This window comes from Longimonas halophila (assembly GCF_002554705.1).
Classification (GTDB): Bacteria; Bacteroidota; Rhodothermia; order Rhodothermales; family Salinibacteraceae; genus Longimonas; species Longimonas halophila.
The window spans coordinates 26,271-41,768 of sequence record NZ_PDEP01000015.1; the positions used below are offsets into that span (position 1 = coordinate 26,271).

The 15,498-nt window shown below is 60.4% G+C and carries 12 protein-coding genes; 6 read left to right on the plus strand and 6 right to left on the minus strand.

What is annotated here, in order from left to right:
- Positions 1-96 precede the first annotated feature (96 nt).
- The 6 genes from CRI93_RS13370 to CRI93_RS13395 all read left to right on the plus strand — a co-directional run bounded on the left by CRI93_RS13370 (position 97) and on the right by CRI93_RS13395 (position 9,260).
- Positions 97-2,553, plus strand: a complete 2,457-nt coding sequence (locus tag CRI93_RS13370; protein WP_098063147.1) for a TonB-dependent receptor — start codon at positions 97-99, stop codon at positions 2,551-2,553.
- 81 nt (positions 2,554-2,634) lie between these two features.
- On the plus strand, positions 2,635-3,387 hold the full coding sequence (fabG, locus tag CRI93_RS13375; RefSeq protein ID WP_098063148.1) for a 3-oxoacyl-ACP reductase FabG: 753 nt from the start codon (positions 2,635-2,637) through the stop codon (positions 3,385-3,387).
- A gap of 59 nt (positions 3,388-3,446) precedes the next feature.
- Entirely contained in the window at positions 3,447-4,433 is a 987-nt protein-coding gene (locus tag CRI93_RS13380) for a 3-oxoacyl-ACP synthase III family protein (RefSeq protein WP_098063149.1), read from the plus strand.
- A 501-nt stretch (positions 4,434-4,934) separates the two neighbouring features.
- The gene (locus tag CRI93_RS13385; RefSeq protein WP_098063150.1) at positions 4,935-6,464 is read left to right on the plus strand and encodes a sodium:solute symporter family transporter; all 1,530 of its coding nucleotides are present in this window, start codon (positions 4,935-4,937) and stop codon (positions 6,462-6,464) included.
- Between the two features lie 90 nt (positions 6,465-6,554).
- Positions 6,555-8,054: an acyl-CoA synthetase gene (locus tag CRI93_RS13390; RefSeq protein WP_098063151.1), complete on the plus strand. Its 1,500-nt coding sequence runs from the start codon at positions 6,555-6,557 to the stop codon at positions 8,052-8,054.
- A 258-nt stretch (positions 8,055-8,312) separates the two neighbouring features.
- A complete protein-coding gene (locus CRI93_RS13395) occupies positions 8,313-9,260 on the plus strand; it encodes an alpha/beta fold hydrolase (protein ID WP_176521876.1) in 948 nt (315 codons plus the stop codon).
- 2 nt (positions 9,261-9,262) lie between these two features.
- On the opposite strand, the gene CRI93_RS13400 is transcribed toward CRI93_RS13395, so the two are convergent.
- The 6 genes from CRI93_RS13400 to CRI93_RS13425 all read right to left on the minus strand — a co-directional run bounded on the left by CRI93_RS13400 (position 9,263) and on the right by CRI93_RS13425 (position 15,495).
- Positions 9,263-9,844 (minus strand): hypothetical protein, encoded by a 582-nt coding sequence (locus CRI93_RS13400; RefSeq protein WP_098063153.1) that lies wholly within the window; start codon positions 9,842-9,844, stop codon positions 9,263-9,265.
- 855 nt (positions 9,845-10,699) lie between these two features.
- Positions 10,700-12,040: a type I glutamate--ammonia ligase gene (glnA, locus tag CRI93_RS13405; RefSeq protein ID WP_098063154.1), complete on the minus strand. Its 1,341-nt coding sequence runs from the start codon at positions 12,038-12,040 to the stop codon at positions 10,700-10,702.
- Between the two features lie 54 nt (positions 12,041-12,094).
- Positions 12,095-12,589: an Lrp/AsnC family transcriptional regulator gene (locus tag CRI93_RS13410; RefSeq protein WP_098063155.1), complete on the minus strand. Its 495-nt coding sequence runs from the start codon at positions 12,587-12,589 to the stop codon at positions 12,095-12,097.
- A 918-nt stretch (positions 12,590-13,507) separates the two neighbouring features.
- Positions 13,508-14,662: an MBL fold metallo-hydrolase gene (locus tag CRI93_RS13415; RefSeq protein WP_098063156.1), complete on the minus strand. Its 1,155-nt coding sequence runs from the start codon at positions 14,660-14,662 to the stop codon at positions 13,508-13,510.
- On the minus strand, positions 14,659-14,931 hold the full coding sequence (locus CRI93_RS13420) for a DUF3006 domain-containing protein (RefSeq protein WP_098063157.1): 273 nt from the start codon (positions 14,929-14,931) through the stop codon (positions 14,659-14,661). The genes CRI93_RS13415 and CRI93_RS13420 overlap by 4 nt, the downstream gene beginning before the upstream one ends.
- Before the next feature lie 153 nt (positions 14,932-15,084).
- Positions 15,085-15,495 carry a hypothetical protein gene (locus CRI93_RS13425; protein WP_098063158.1) on the minus strand — a complete coding sequence of 137 codons (411 nt, stop codon included), beginning with the start codon at positions 15,493-15,495 and terminating at the stop codon, positions 15,085-15,087.
- Positions 15,496-15,498: the final 3 nt, after the last annotated feature.

A 15,498-nucleotide genomic window follows, 5' to 3' on the forward strand; every position in this document is an offset into this window, starting at 1 on the left:
GCAGCTTCTTGACATTGTCGGAAGCGCTTTCTACGTTCAATCTAAACGTTTGGAAGATTCCAAACAAAAGAAAAGAAACCCCATCGGGTCGATACAATGCTCTCCAGCAACACGGTGACCGATATGATGCGAATATGGACAGGACTTGCTTGCTTCTTGCTCTTTTTTAGCGTAGGCGCGCTCCCCGGCGATGCCGCACAGCGCACGGGTACACTGACCGGTGAGGTGCGCGACGCCGAAACCGATGAGCCGCTCCCCGGCGCCAACGTCGTGCTTACAGAAACCTCGCTCGGCGCCAGCACCAACGCCGATGGTTCGTACCAGATTGACGGCGTGCCTGAGGGCACTTACACTGTGCGTGTCAGCTTTGTCGGCTACGAAGACACAACCTTCGATGTGTCGATTACCTCGGGGGCTACCGCCCGCCAGAATGTGACCCTGCAACCCCGCACGTTCCTGGGCGACGAAATCGTGGTGACCGGCTCGCGGCGCGCCGAAAAGGTACTCGACTCGCCCGTCAACATCCAGTCTGTCTCGGCGGCGCAATTGCAGGAAAGCGGCGGCGGCACCTTTCTCTCCGCGCTCTCAAATCTGAAGGGCGTCGATTTTGTGGATGTCGGGATCAACGGGCAGGGCATCTCCGCCCGCGGGTTCAACAACCACTTTAATACGCGCATGCTGTCGATGACCGACGGACGCGTGGCTCAACTGCCCGGCACGGGACTTCCACAGGGCAATTTCCTGCCGACCTCGCAGCTCGATGTGCAGAGCATCGAGGTCATCGTAGGTCCAGCCTCTGCGCTCTACGGCCCAAACGCCCACACCGGCGTAGTCAATGTCATTACCAAGAGCCCATGGGACGAGTCGGGCGTTGCGCTTGATGTGCGTGGCGGGGGCAACGACCTGTTCGATACCAACATACGCGCTGCCGGTACCATCAACGATGCATTTGGCTGGAAGGTAACCGGGCAGTACATGACCGCCACGGACTTTCGTCCTGAGCGTGGCCCCGCTCCCGATGCAGGCGAAGCCGAACCGCACTACTACAGCGGTCCTTTCCCGGCCAACCTGGGTTCTTTCGAGGCCGATCTGATCGAGGACTACGACGTGGAATCCATCAGCACCGAGGGAAGCCTCTACTACCGCTTCGCCGGAGATTGGATGCTTGAAGGCAGTTTTGGATTTTCGGAAAATGACAACCTGGGCATCACCAACAACGGGCGCAACCGTATTCTGGGCTGGCAGGTCAACTACCAAAACATCCAGCTGAGCAGCAGCAACTGGTATGCGCAGTTTACCCGCACGGCCAACGACGCCGGCGATACCTACCAGATCAACGGCGTGGGGGAAAGCGTAGCTGACCTTATCGCCGACCCCGACAACAGCATCACCAGCCTGGCTGATGTTGATCTTCCGGCGTTGCGCGGAGCCAACCGCTTCACCGATAAAGGCGAACTGTTGGATTCGGAGCTCCAGTATTCCAATAGCGTGGGCAATCTCGAATTCATAACGGGCGCGCAGTTGCGTCAGTACAATCCGAACTCGGAAGGCACCTTCCTCGCCGACGGCGCCGGACAGGATATCAGCGCAACAGAGGTGGGGGGATACGTGCAGGCGGACTACTACATGCTGGACGATCGCCTGCGCCTGAACACCGCTGCCCGTGTCGACGATCACAGCGACTACGGTACGCAGTTTAGCCCCAAGGCCGCGCTTGTCTACACCGTTGCGCCCGAGAACAACCTGCGCATTGGCTACAACCGGGCGTTTAAGAGTCCGACGGTGCTGGAGAGCAATCTGCGCATTGGCGATTTCGCTCGGGGTAACATCGACGGCTACACGCTGCAAGATCCCGATGGCAACGTAGTTGGCGAAATATCGCCGCTGGAGCCCGAGGAGGTGAACTCGCTCGAAATCGGCTACAAGGGCCAACTCGGAAATCGAGTCTACGTGGATGCCGTCGCCTACAACTCCTGGTACACCAACTTCATCAGCCCGCTCAGTGGCGTGGCCGACGGGGCAAACGTGATTGCTACTGAACCCGATGGCACCGTCATCGGACCGCTGTTCACGTACACCAACTTCGGCGAAGCTACGGTGCGCGGCGTGGAACTGGGCCTCAATTACTTCGCGAGTGATCGGTTCAACCTGTCAGGCAACGTCACATGGATTGATCTGGCCGACTTCGAGAAGGAGGAATCGGCGCCCGATCTCAACCTCAATGTGCCCGAGGTGAAGCTGAAAGGCTCGGCTACCATGCGAAATGTCGGGTTCGACAACTACTCGGTGAGCCTGACCGGACGCTGGCAGTCGGCCTACGAGTTCCAAACGGCCTACTGGAACAGTACCACCATGCTCAATGATGGTGAGATCGATGCGCGCTTTGTCGCCAACCTGAACGTAAACTACAGCATTCCGCAAACCGGCGTCAACCTGCAGCTGAGCGTATCGAACCTCTTCAACAACGAAGGGACCGATGTGCTCGGCGGCCCGGTGCGCGACCGCCTCATCTGGCTCGGCGCCACCTATCGGTTCAACGGACTGCGGTTTTAGGTCTGCCTCCTTCTGTGGGGACACGGCGCGCCGTGTCCCTACGTCATAACAATGCGATTTCTCGAATCCAATACCATTTATATGTCTGAATCCAATCGTTTGTCGGGCCGCATAGCCATCGTTACCGGTGGCAGCCAGGGCATCGGGAAAGCCACCGCCCTGCGCTTTGCCCGCGAAGGCGCCCAGGTCATCGTGGCAGATGTGAATGCCGACGCAGGCGCCGACACGGTCGATGCGATCACCGACGCTGGCGGCACCGCGCAGTTTGTCGCGTGCAACGTCGCTGACCGATCCTCGGTCGACGCACTGATGGAATCCACCCTCGAAGCATTCGGCACGCTCGACATCCTGGTAAACAACGCGGGCATCACCCGCGACGCCACGCTCAAGAAGATGGACCCGGATGACTTTCGGTCGGTGATCGAGGTGAATCTGGAGGGCGTCTTTCATTGCACACAGGCCGCGTATCCGCACCTGTCGGCCAGCGAGCATGGACGTGTGCTGAACGCGGCGTCGGTCGTGGGGCTGTACGGCAATTTTGGGCAGACGAACTACGTGGCCAGCAAGTCGGGCGTGATTGGCATGACCCGCACCTGGGCCCGTGAGTTCGGGCGCGACGGCATCACTGTGAATGCGGTGGCGCCGGGCTTCATCGAAACCCCGATGGTCGACACCGTGCCTGAGAAGGTGCTCAACAGCCTCAAGGAAAAGACGCCGCTCGGACGCCTGGGGACCGCCGAGGACATCGCTAACGCGTACACGTTCCTCGCCTCCGACGAAGCCGCTTTCATCACCGGCGCGGTGCTTAGCGTGGATGGCGGCCTGGTGATGTAGACGTGCCCTGCGCATCCCCCTGTACCTATTCACGTTCGTTGGATTCGACAAGACGCTTTATGTCCCACGCTGCCCACATTATCGGAACCGGCCTCTATGCCCCCGAGCATGTCGTTCCGAATCAATACTTTAACGATCTGTACGGCGAGGATGTCGACAGCTTCTTGCGCAAACATCGCAACATCAAGGAGCGGCGCTATGCGACCAAGGACCAGGCTACGTCCGATCTGGCGGTGCAGGCGGCGCAGCAAGCGCTTGAGCGGGCGGGATGCGACGCTTCTGATATCGACCTGATTGTGCTCTCCACCGACACGCCGGACTTCCTCTCGCCTGCTACGTCTGCGGTGGTGCAGGATAAGCTCGGCACATCAAACGCGGCTACGTTCGACGTAAACACGGCCTGCGCGGGCTTCGTGACGGCGCTCGACACCGCGCGTAAGTTCATCGAATCCGACCCGCAGTACCAGCGCGTGCTCGTGATTGGGGCCTACCTCATGAGCCGCTTCATCGACTACGACCAGAAGAACACCGCCTCCCTTTTTGCCGATGGCGCGGGGGCAGTGGTGCTGGAACGGCGCGAGGGCGCTGGGGGGATTCGCACAGCGCGCCTTGACACGAAAGGCGAGTACCATGGCTACATGGGCATCTACACCGGCGGGAGCGACCAGCCCATCACCGAGCCCAACGGGCGTGTGCAGAAGCTGGAGTTCCGAAAGAAATTCCCCGACGGCTTCAACCCCGATCAGTGGACGGCCCTGGTGCGCACGCTGGCTGGCGACCTGGAGGTGACGCCTGCAGATGTCGATCGCTACTTCTTTACGCAGATCAACATCACCAGCATCCAGGAGACGCTCGACCGGCTGGATCTGCCTGCTGAGAAAGCCCACAATGTGATGGACCGCTTTGGCTACACGGGCAACGCCTGCATTGCCATGGCGCTGGCTGATGCTGATGCAAAGAATCTGCTCTCAACGGGCGATCTTGTCTTCCTCATTGCTTCGGGTGGCGGGGCCTCCATTGCGGGGATGGCGCTGGAGTGGGGGTGAGGTATCTGACTGTACAGGAGTGCTGCGCCTACCGGCGGGGTGTCCCTTTTGTCTTGATACAAAAGGGACTGAAAAAATCAAGGCGGTGAAGAAAACGCCTGATGTCGGCTCTGTTCGCGCTGAAATTTATCGAACTCATTCGCTGACGCGCACTCAAACAAGATAAATTTCGGTCGCGCCCTCTGTGCCTCCATCCGGGCGGCGTTTTCTTCAAGGCCAGGCGTTCTCTGCAACGCTGGTCTGCTTACCTCCTTTTGGGCTATGCCCTCTGTAACCGTCTGTCATGGTGAGCGGAAGGCGACGAAGGAGCCGAGAGTCGAACCATCATCTCCTTGGCGTTCAGCAGATACGGCGGGAGACAGAAGAACTTGCCTACTTTGGAGGAGACCTTCCGACGACCCATCTGCTGAGTGCAGATGCCACGCTCAAGGAGACATTAATCGTGACGGGATGGTGCTGTACCCCACAACGTGAGTTATCCAACCTACGCAACATACTACCATGGACCTCTCCGCATTTGGCGAAACCGGCTTTGCGTGGATTTTCTTCGGCATCTACCTGGTGCTCGTGAGCCTGGCTGCGTTCGTGGGGATTAAGAAGATGAGCGGCTTCGCCTCGTTTTCCGTCGGCAGCCGCAACGTAAGCCCCGTATTCGTAGGCATGTCCCTCGCGGCCAATCTGACCAGCGCCGCCACGTTCATCATCAACCCCGGACTCATCTACCTGTACGGCGTCTCGGGTGTGCTGGGCTACGCGGTGGCCATGCCGCTGGGCGTGTTTGTGGGACTCATTGTCTTCTCGAAAGCCTTCCGCACCGTGGGCGACGAGGTGACTGCCCTCACCGTGCCGCAGTGGATTGGTGACCGCTTCAACGACCGGCGCCTCACCATCTTCTTTGCCGTGGCCAGCCTGCTGCAGATCGCCTTTCTCGTGCTCATCACGGTCGGACTCTCGCGCGTCCTGGCCAGCGTGCTCGGCGTAGATGTCTTCCTGGCGATGGCGTTCGTCATCATCTTCCCGCTCATCTACATCATGTTCGGCGGGGCCAGCGCCCACACGCTCACCAACTCCGCTCAGGCCATGATTATGATGGTCGTAGCCGTGATTCTCCTGGTCTCCGGCGCGCCCTACTTTGCCGATGGCATCAGCGGCTTTCTTGGGCAACTTGCCGACATCGACCCGGTGCTCGCGCAACCCACCAATCCCGAGAGCCTGCTCTTTCGCGACTACTTTGAGGTGCTGGCGTGCAACTTTCTAATCGGCATCGCCATCATCAACCAGCCGCACGTCATGTCGAAAGCGCTCTACCTGAAGAGCGCGCGCGATGTGAACAAGTATCTCGTGAGCGGCATCCTCGTGCTCATCCTGTTCTTTGCGGTGATCCTCGTCGGCCTCTACGCACGGCTGCTCATGCCCGAAGCCGCCAGCATGATGCCCGACGAGGTCGTGCCCACCTACATCGTGGAGGTGTTTGGTCCGTTCGTGCGCGCGGTCATTCTCATCGGACTCGTAGCCGCGGGCTTTTCCACCATGGAGGGTCTCCTCGTCGCCCTCTCCACCATCTTCTCGAACGACGTCTACCGCGTCATCGCCAAACGCGCAGGCACGCTCTCCGACGACGAAATCGAGGCCCGCAGCGTACGCTACAGCCGCTATTTCCTGATTGCCCTGGCGCCTGTGGTCGCGCTCATCTCGTACGGGCAGATCACCAACCCCGAGCTCTCCGTGGCCATTCTCGGACAAAACGGCGTGTATGCGCTCTTCTCGGCCACGTTTGTGCCCATTCTGTTCGGCATCTTTGCGCGCGGCGTGCCCAAAACCGTCGTGCTCGTATCCGCCACCACCGCCCTGGTCGTGCACTTTGGCATGTACTACGGCGAGATCACGATGTACGCCAACAACCCCGCCGTGCCCGCCACCGCCGCGCTGCTCACCAGCACTGCTGTTGCCCTCATGGGCTATTGGATCTGGGGCCAACCCGCCCTGCCCGATCCCACCGAGGAGGCCACTGAAGCCGAAGCTGGTGCATAGCTGCTGCCCCGTGCGGGCACATCGCCGATGTGGCCCCAACGAGCGCCCCAACGAGAAGCCCCCAGCTAACGCCCAATCTCACGCCGCCCCATGATTCGTACCGACTGGACCGCCCGCCACGCGCGCTACACGCCCGATGCTCCCGCCCTCGTCTGGGCGCCCACCGGACGCATCTACACGTATGCCGATCTGCACCAACAGGGCGAGAAGCTGGCGCACCAACTCCACACGCAACACGACCTCGAACCGGGCGACCGCATCGGCATCCTGGCCGAAAACAGCGTCGAGCACATGCAGCTGTTCGTGGCCGCCCAAAAGGCTGGATTCGTGCTCGTGCCGCTCAACTACCGGCTCACCGCCTCCGAACTGCAATATCTGGTAGACGACAGCGCGCCCTCCGTATTGTTTTTTGGGGATGCGCAGGCCGAAACCGCCCGCACACTCGATCACAGCTTCGATGGGCGTCCCCTGCACGACGTATCGGCCCTCATCGACGACACACCGGCTCCCATCCAGCGCCCTGATGCATCCCCCACGCTCGATGATCCGCTGATGATTCTCTACACCTCGGGCACGACCGGACGCCCGAAAGGCGCGATCATCTCGCACGGCATGCTCTTCTGGAACGCCGTAAACACCGAAATGCGCCTGGACCTCACCAGCGCCGACCGCTCCTTCAACGCCGCCCCGTTCTACCACACCGGCGGCTGGAACGTACTGCTCACGCCCTTCCTCTTGCACGGCGCCACCACGCACCTGTATCCCGACTTCGATGCCGATACCCTCCTCCGCGACTGCGACACCGAAGACTACACGATTCTGTGGGGCGTGCCCACCATGCTCAAACTGATGTCCGACAGCGCCGTCTTCGACGAGGTCACGCTCGACACCATACGCTACGCCATCGTCGGCGGCGAGGCGATGCCCGAACCGTTGATTCGCACGTGGCAGGCCAAGGGCGTGCCCATTCGACAGGGCTTCGGCATGACCGAGGTCGGCGTAAACTGCTTCTCGCTGCCCGCCCGCGATGCCCTCCGCAAGATCGGCTCCATCGGCTTCCCCAACTTCTACATCGACACCAAGGTGGTCGACGATGTGGGCGCGGAGGTGCCCCCCAACACCACGGGCGAGCTGCTCATGCGCGGCCCGGTCGTCACGCCCGGCTACTGGCAGGACGCCGGCGCCACCGCCGAGGCCATCGACGCCGACGGTTGGTTCCACACCGGCGATCTGGTTGAGGTGGATGAGGAGGGCTACTTCTTTGTCGTGGGACGCAAGAAAGAGATGTACATCAGCGGCGGCGAGAACGTGTATCCGGCAGAGATCGAAGCCGTGCTGCACGAGCACGAGGGCGTGGAGGAGGCCGCTGTCGTGGGCGTGCCCGACGACCAGTGGGGCGAGGTCGGCGCTGCATTCGTATCTGGTACACAGCTGGATGCCGACGCCCTGCGCGCGCACTGCACAACGCATCTGGCGCGCTACAAAGTGCCCAAATACATCGAGATCCGCGACGCCCTCCCCAAAGGCCACAGCGGCAAAATCCAGAAGACCGCGCTGCAAGAGCAGTTTTCAGCGGCAGCGCAAACGTGACGGCATCCCAGCCAAGTCATTCCGATCTCGACAGCAGTCGGGAGACGAATCTCCTGCACCCATGATTTACCCAGATGTGTCGCCGTATCAACCGCCCAGGGAGATGGTTCCTCCGACAGTGGGCGGAGCCACAGGGGGCGGGACTGCGCTCACCATGACATGCTTCGTCGGAGGATAGTCGCCCCCGGACATAAACACTCCTGCATCCACCACACGCTAATTTTGCTACCCTTCGCCTCCACAAAACCCAACGCACCCATGCTTCGCCTTGCCGTCCTCCTTATCGGATGCACCGCCCTGTTCGCCATGCCCGCCACCGCCCAATCGCCCGAAGTTGAGCCGCTGCCGCACTACCCGGAGCACGCCCTCGAAACCGTTGTCGTTGACAATGACACGCTCGCCTACCTCGACACCGGCGGCGACGGCCCGCCGCTTGTGCTGGTGCACGGGCTTGGCTCCAACCTCTCGCTCTGGCGCGACCACATCGAACCGCTCTCCGCAGAGCACCGCGTGCTGGCGCTCGACCTGCCCGGATTCGGTGTGTCGAGCAAGCACGACGTATCAGGGCGCATGACGGACTTTGCGGATTCGGTGCGTGGGTTCGTGGATGCGCTGGACCTGGCACCCGTCACCTACGTGGGCGTGTCGATGGGCGGGCAGATCGGTCTTACGCTGGCACTGGGGGCGCCTGAGGTGGTGGAGCGTCTGGTGCTGGTGTCGCCCGCAGGCATCGAAACGTTCACTGACGAGCAGGCCGAGGCGCTGCGCCAGACGATGACACCGCAGGCCATTGCCAGCGCCGATTCGTCAGCCATCCAGCAGAACACCGCCGCCAACTTTGCAAGCTGGTCCGACGACTACGCCTGGCTCATCGAACAGCGCCATGCCCTATCCGAGCGCGACGACTTCATGTCGTATGCGCGTGCTAATTCGGCCTCGGTCGCTGGGATGGTCGATGAGCCCGTGTACGACCGCCTTGGCGATGTAGATCAGCCCACGCTTGTGCTCTACGGTACTGGCGACAAGCTCATTCCCAATCCGTATCTGAATCCGCAGTGGGATACGCAAGCCATCGCTCAGCGCGCCGAGGAGGCGCTGCCCAATGCAGATGTGCATTTGGTCGACAACGCCGGACACCTGCTTATGATGGAGCAGCCTGAAGTCTTTCGGGAGCATGTGCGGGCATTTCTGGAGGTGCAGAAGTAGCCTCAACGCAGCTTGCCAATGACGAGTCCGACGGTTGCTCCAGCGAAGGAGTCCTCAGGATTGACATTGGCGTGCCCTCCAATCTTGAGGCCCAGCCAATCGATTGGGCGGTAGGGAATCGTAAGGTAAAGGGTAGCCTGAACGGGCACCCCGACAGTGGTCCAGTTGACCGGTCCAGAGCCAGATAAGGAGCCCTCTCGTTCCCATACCACGGCGACGCCAGTCCCTCCGGAGGCATGGCCCCAGTCCCAGTTTATCATTCTTCCGTATAAGGGAGCGAGCTCGTACCGAGCATCTGAAAAGAAGCCTTCAGACGTACCGATAAAACGAAGTCCAAAGAGATGGGACGAACGGGCGTAATTCAGGCTCAGAAGTGTTGCTCCCTCGTCGGGAGTTGTAGGTCCGCCTTCGAAACTGAGCCACGCCCGAATATCTTTGTTATTCTGCGAGGAGACCGAGGTGGAATCTTGGGCCGATGCCACGCCCGTGCCTCCCATACAGATGATGATCGAGATTGCGAAAACAGCGTTCTTTATACATGAACTCATGCTAACGTGCAGAACATCAAGAAGAGCAATGATCATTTAGAGCTTTCCCGCGCACTGCAACAGCCGTTCATGGCTACAGAGAATGCGCGTCTTCAGAATTAATCTACACATCTCGTTTCCTGGACGCAACACACAGATGGTTCCGCTTTCGAATACGACTGTATACGATTTTCGATACATGTGTAGATGATTCAGGCATTTGTCTTGTCCAAGGGGACCTGCGCAGTTGTAGCGCTCAAATCGGTATCTCGTCGCGAGGCTCTGTCTCGTGATGCAGTCATCCAGGGGCACAACAAGCATGACCCTTCGGGCCCCTCTGCCCCGAGTCCTCGCAAGAAATAGCGAAGATCTGAACGAAGTGTGTAACTCCTATCTAAGAATGCGTTGTGCTATACATCTGATTGCTGTTGAACATACAGAAATGCTTGTTTATGCCCCTACACCGTCATCCCAGACGGATGCCGACAGCGGTCGGCAGGCGATCTGGGATGGAGGGATGCGTTAGCGGAGTGAGTTCGCCCTCAAACGGCGAATGGATTACTTCGTGCGTCGCTTCGCTCGGCTCTGGATCAGCGGCGCCAGGGGCGCCTTGCCTGTCCTGAACTCGATTCAGGATCTGGATGACGGGCGTTGGGGGGCTGGGCGACTTCTGAACCTATAGCACAACGCGCTCTAAGACGATTTTCTGGAATTCCAAATAGCGGTGCTTCACGCCTTTTGCTGCCCGAAACGTCTGCGTTGCTCTCCATTCCGAGCTACGGGACGGTTTTCTATTCCAAGGGAGCCCAACAAAAAAAACCGCCGGAGCATCGCCTGTGCGGCGGCCCTCCGGCGGTCGGTATGTGTACAGCGGATCGTGTGACACCGCTGCGTATCTCCTAAAACCAGACGTTAGAACGTTTCGAGGTAGCGCTCCAGCTCCCAGCCGGATACGGAGGCGAGGTACTCGGTGTATTCGACCGTCTTCGCCTCAATAAACTTCTCGCTAACGTGCGATCCGAGGGCGTCGAGGATGACGTCGTCTTCTTTAAGCGCATTCACCGCCTGCCCGAGCGTGCTGGGCAGCGTTTCGATGCCGCGCTCAAGGCGGTCGGCCTCGGTGAAGTCGTAGATGTTTTCGCGGACCGGTCCCGGTGCCTCCATGCCCTTCTCGATGCCGTCGAGTCCGGCGTGCAGCATCACGGCAAGCGCGAGGTACGGGTTGCATGAGGGATCGGGCGAGCGCAGTTCGATGCGCGAGGCCGCCGGTACGCGGGCGGCGGGCTTACGCACGAGGGCCGAGCGGTTCACGTCGCTCCATGCAATGTAGATGGGCGCTTCGTAGCCGGGTACAAGGCGCTTGTACGAGTTGACCGTGGGGTTGCAGATGGCCGTAATCGCAGGCGCATGCTCCAGAATCCCACCGAGGAAGGCGTATGCCTCTTCGCTCAGGTTGAACTCGTCGTCATCGTCGTGGAAGAGGTTGGTGCCGCCCTGAAAGAGCGACAGGTGCGTGTGCATGCCCGACCCGTTGATGCCGGAAATAGGCTTCGGCATAAAGGTGGCGTGCACGCCGTGGAGTCCGGCCACCGCACGCACCACCGCGCGGAACGTGGCGATGTTATCGGCAGTGGTGAGGGCGTCGTCGTACTTGAAGTCGATTTCGTGCTGCCCGCGCGCCACCTCGTGGTGACTGGCCTCGACCTCAAAGCCCATTTCCTGCAGCATATAGATGATCTCGGCGCGAATCTCCTGCGCCATGTCTTTCGGACCCAGGTCGAAGTAGCCGCCCGCATCGTGCGTCTTAGTGGTAGCGCGGCCGTCCTCATCCTGTTCGAAGATGAAAAACTCCGGCTCGGGTCCGGCATTCAGCTCGTAGCCCATGTCCTTGGCCCGCTGGATGGCACGGCGCAGCACAAAGCGCGGATCGCCTACAAAGGGTTCGCCGGTGGTGGTGTTGATTACGTCGCAGATGAGCCGGGCCGACACGGTGCCGTCGGAGCGGCGGCTGCGCCAGGGCAGCACGGCAAAGGTATCCGGGTCGGGCTCCAGGCGCATATCGGACTCTTGAATCCGCACAAAGCCTTCAATGGAGGAGCCGTCGAAGTAGATGCCCTCGCTGAACGCTTTCTCGGCCTGGCCTGCCGGAATCGAGACGTTCTTGACGGTCCCGAGAATGTCGGTGAACTGTAGGCGCAGAAAATCTACGCCCTCTTCGTCGATGCGATCTAAGATGTCGGCTTTGGTCATCATACGTGGCGTGTAGTCGTAAGGAATGCGAAAACAGGAGGATGCGCAGGGTGCGCATCATGAGTCGGAGTCGTTGGGCGCAAATGCGTCCATGGGTTCGGTGGGCACAGTACGGGTTTCCTTAAAGGAACTCAGCACAATGCTCGTGGAGGTGCCCGACACGCCCGGCAGCGCCTGTATTTGGGAGAGAAAGCGCTCCAACGTGGTGGTGTTTTTCGTGCGGATCTTGAGCACATGCGACCCTTCGCCGGTGATGGAATGCACCTCCAGCACTTCGGGCATGTCCGTAACCTCGTTCACAAACCGGTCGTAGTGCTCAGAGCCATCCACACGCACGCGAATGAAGGCGGTGATGTCGAGGCGCAGGCGCTTGGCGTCGATCACCGCATGGTAGCCCTTGATGATGCCGTGAGCTTCCAGCTTCCGCATCCGCTCGCTTACCGCCGACACCGACAGCCCCACCTCGTCGGAGATGGCGTTGCGCTGCATGCGTCCGTCACGCTGCAAGAGCGCCAGGATCTGCGCGTCGATCGTGTCGAGGCTGTATCCCATGAACCGTTTGCTTTATTATTTTTGGTTACAGGCTAACAATACACGATTATTTTCGGCTTGTCAAGCATAAACAGAAAAAATATTGTGCAAAGGATTTGGTAGCGCTTCCAAAAAGGACTCGTGTCACAACGATGTAAGATGTGGGTGCTTGTGCATGCGTAGCAGCGCCGCTGTGCGTGGCGGTGCCGGTGCGGACGTCTCCGGCAGGGCTGACGGGAGCAAACGGGGGACTGTTCGCCTCAGGGGATGGACGTGTGAAGGGGGGACGTCTATCCGTCCATCCTTACATCCGTCCATCCCCATACGAGGCCGAAGGGCGACTGACGAAGTATATCTGGTTGCAGAGAAGCGACACTGCAATGATGCAACCGGATTTGGTATCCTACGACCCATGCACGACGCCAAACTTCAACACTCTCGAGCCCCTTCTCCCTCGGGGAGAAGGACAGGATGAGGGGTGTATCTCTTCTGATTTGCAACTCCTGCCCGCTGGCAGCCTGATTCCTCTCACCCTTGTTCCCTCTCCCTGGAGGAGAGGGAGACATTCAATCGGGAGAATAGCTGGCCTCAAGGCTCCGAGCCCCGACCGGAGACCCAGCGCCGCTGGAAGGGACCCCGAGTGAGAAGATTAAACGGGTCGGTGTGAAGCGGTAGTCGAGTATGTATCATACAACGCAAACGTCGAGGCTTTCTAATGAGCAGCGGCGTTCCGGGGGGCAGCATGATGCGAAGTGTGAGCACAACCCGATAGCCCAAGACTGGGCGTGCTGAGACCGTTCTCACTTTGGATTTGCGGTTTGGGATTTGCGATTAGGACGCGTGTCGGCTTGTGCCTTCACAGCCATCCACCATCTACCATCCTCTATCCTCTACGAAGCAGACCGTGTGAGGAGCATTTCCTTCCAACATCCAAAATCATCAATTTGCAATGGAGCCCTCCGCGCAGGCCAGCCCTTGCGTTTTGATGGCTTCGATAGAGGCCGTGGCGAGTCCGTCGACGCGGGCAAGGTCGTCGAGGCTGCTGAAGGGACGGGCGGCGATGATGCCCTCGGCAGTGGCCGGACCCACATTGGTGATGCGCACGAGTTCGTCGGAGGCGGCGCTGTTTACGTTGACGCAGCGTGCTTCGATGATTGCGGCCACGCTCATGGCAGGCTCCACCTCGTAGGTGCCGTCGGGGTAGGCGCGCAGGCGGATCGTGCCGTGCCGGTCGGTGCGGTAGACGGTAGCGTCCAGGCGGTCGTAGCGCAGCAACGCCTCGTCGTGCGGATGCCCGTAGCGGTTGTCGGACCCCAGGCTGGCAAGCACCACCTCGGGCCGAATCTTCTCCAATACGGATGCAACATCGCCGTTGCGGCTGGCATGGTGACTGGATTTATGCACGTCTACATCGGGGAAGAGGTCGGGATGCGTATCCAACAGCCACTCAAACTGATCGCGCTCGGCATCGCCATACGACGACATCAGAAAGTCGCCATAGCGCAGGAGAAAGCCCACGCTGTTGTCGTTTTGGCCGAAGGATTCGTCTCCAGGCGGTGGCACCACCTCCAGCGCCACCGGACCAAACTCGATGGTCTGGCGCTCGGGCGGGATGAGTTGCGATCCGGCTTCTTCGATCGCATCCAGGTAGCGCTCGTAGGTCTGTGTGGAGTGGGCGAGGCCGTTGTCGAGCACAAAGCGCGGAGCGTACGCCGCAATTACTTCGTCGAGTCCGCCAATGTGGTCTTCGTCGGGATGCGAGGCCACGACCAGGTCGATGGTTTCGATGTCGAGCGCACGGAGCTGACCGAGCACATCAGCGCTGTTGGTGCCGCCGTCGTAGAGAATGGTCTGTCCGCCGGGACTTTCGAGCAGGATCGATTCGCCCTGTCCCACGTCGAGCATGGTGATGCGCAGCGGGGCGGCAGTGCTATCGGCCCGGGCGGTGTCGGATTCGGTGGAGGGTGCTTCAGCCGAGGGGGCGCTGGTATCAGACTCGGCGTCTGGATCCGACGATTGGCATCCCACAAACGCAATGCTTGTCGTTAAGAACGCAATCAGAACAAGAACGCGGGGCATACCAAAGGGACTCATAGGGAGATTGGGCCATCGGATTTGGAGGACAGGCGGTCGCGGCGATCTTGGAGGCGCTCGCGACGCTCGGTGGTGGCGTCTTCGTCGCGCGTGAAGGTGACGGTGCTGGTGTCGGCGTCGGCGCTGGGGGTGACGCGGAGCACATCGCCCGCGGCGGCGTCGGTGGGAATCCAGGCGCGGGGGACGTCGAGCGTGGGCCCCTCGGGCGGTTCGAGCACGGCCCAGTCGCCGTCTTCAATGCGGTCGATGATGTAGCGGTTGGAATCCATAAGCAGCGGCGCGGGGGCTCAGATTGGCGTAACAAGGAAGGCGAATAGGGGATGCTTGGCCATATCGTTGGTCACGAAAAACCCCGGCCTGCGCGTAAGCAGGTCGGGGTGGTGTATGGCCTGGTGGTGCCGCAGATCCCGGTTATGCGCCTGCTACGGACGGGTAGGCGGATCGGGTAGGTTCACCTGGATGGTAAACTGCGCGTTGGCCGCTCCGGCGTCGTTCGATGCCGTGACGGTGATCTCGGCGGTGCCGCCGCCAACCGGCGTTACGGTGAGCGTGGCCTCTGACACTGCAGCCGTGGCCACATCGGCGTTGGACGTTGAGGCGCTGTAGCTGAGGCTGCCGTCGTCATCGCCAAAGACCGCGCTGAGGTCGACGGTGAAGGCCTCGCTATCGGCAAGCACGTCTTGGTTGTCGATGGGGGCCTCTACGGTGGGCGGCTCAATGACGCGTGGGCTTACGCCATCGTCGCCGCATGCGGCAAATAGGACGAGGCTTGCAAGCAGAAGCGGGAGCATCCACCGGGCGGTGGGCTGGCGGAGGTCAGGAAACGTAGTCATAGG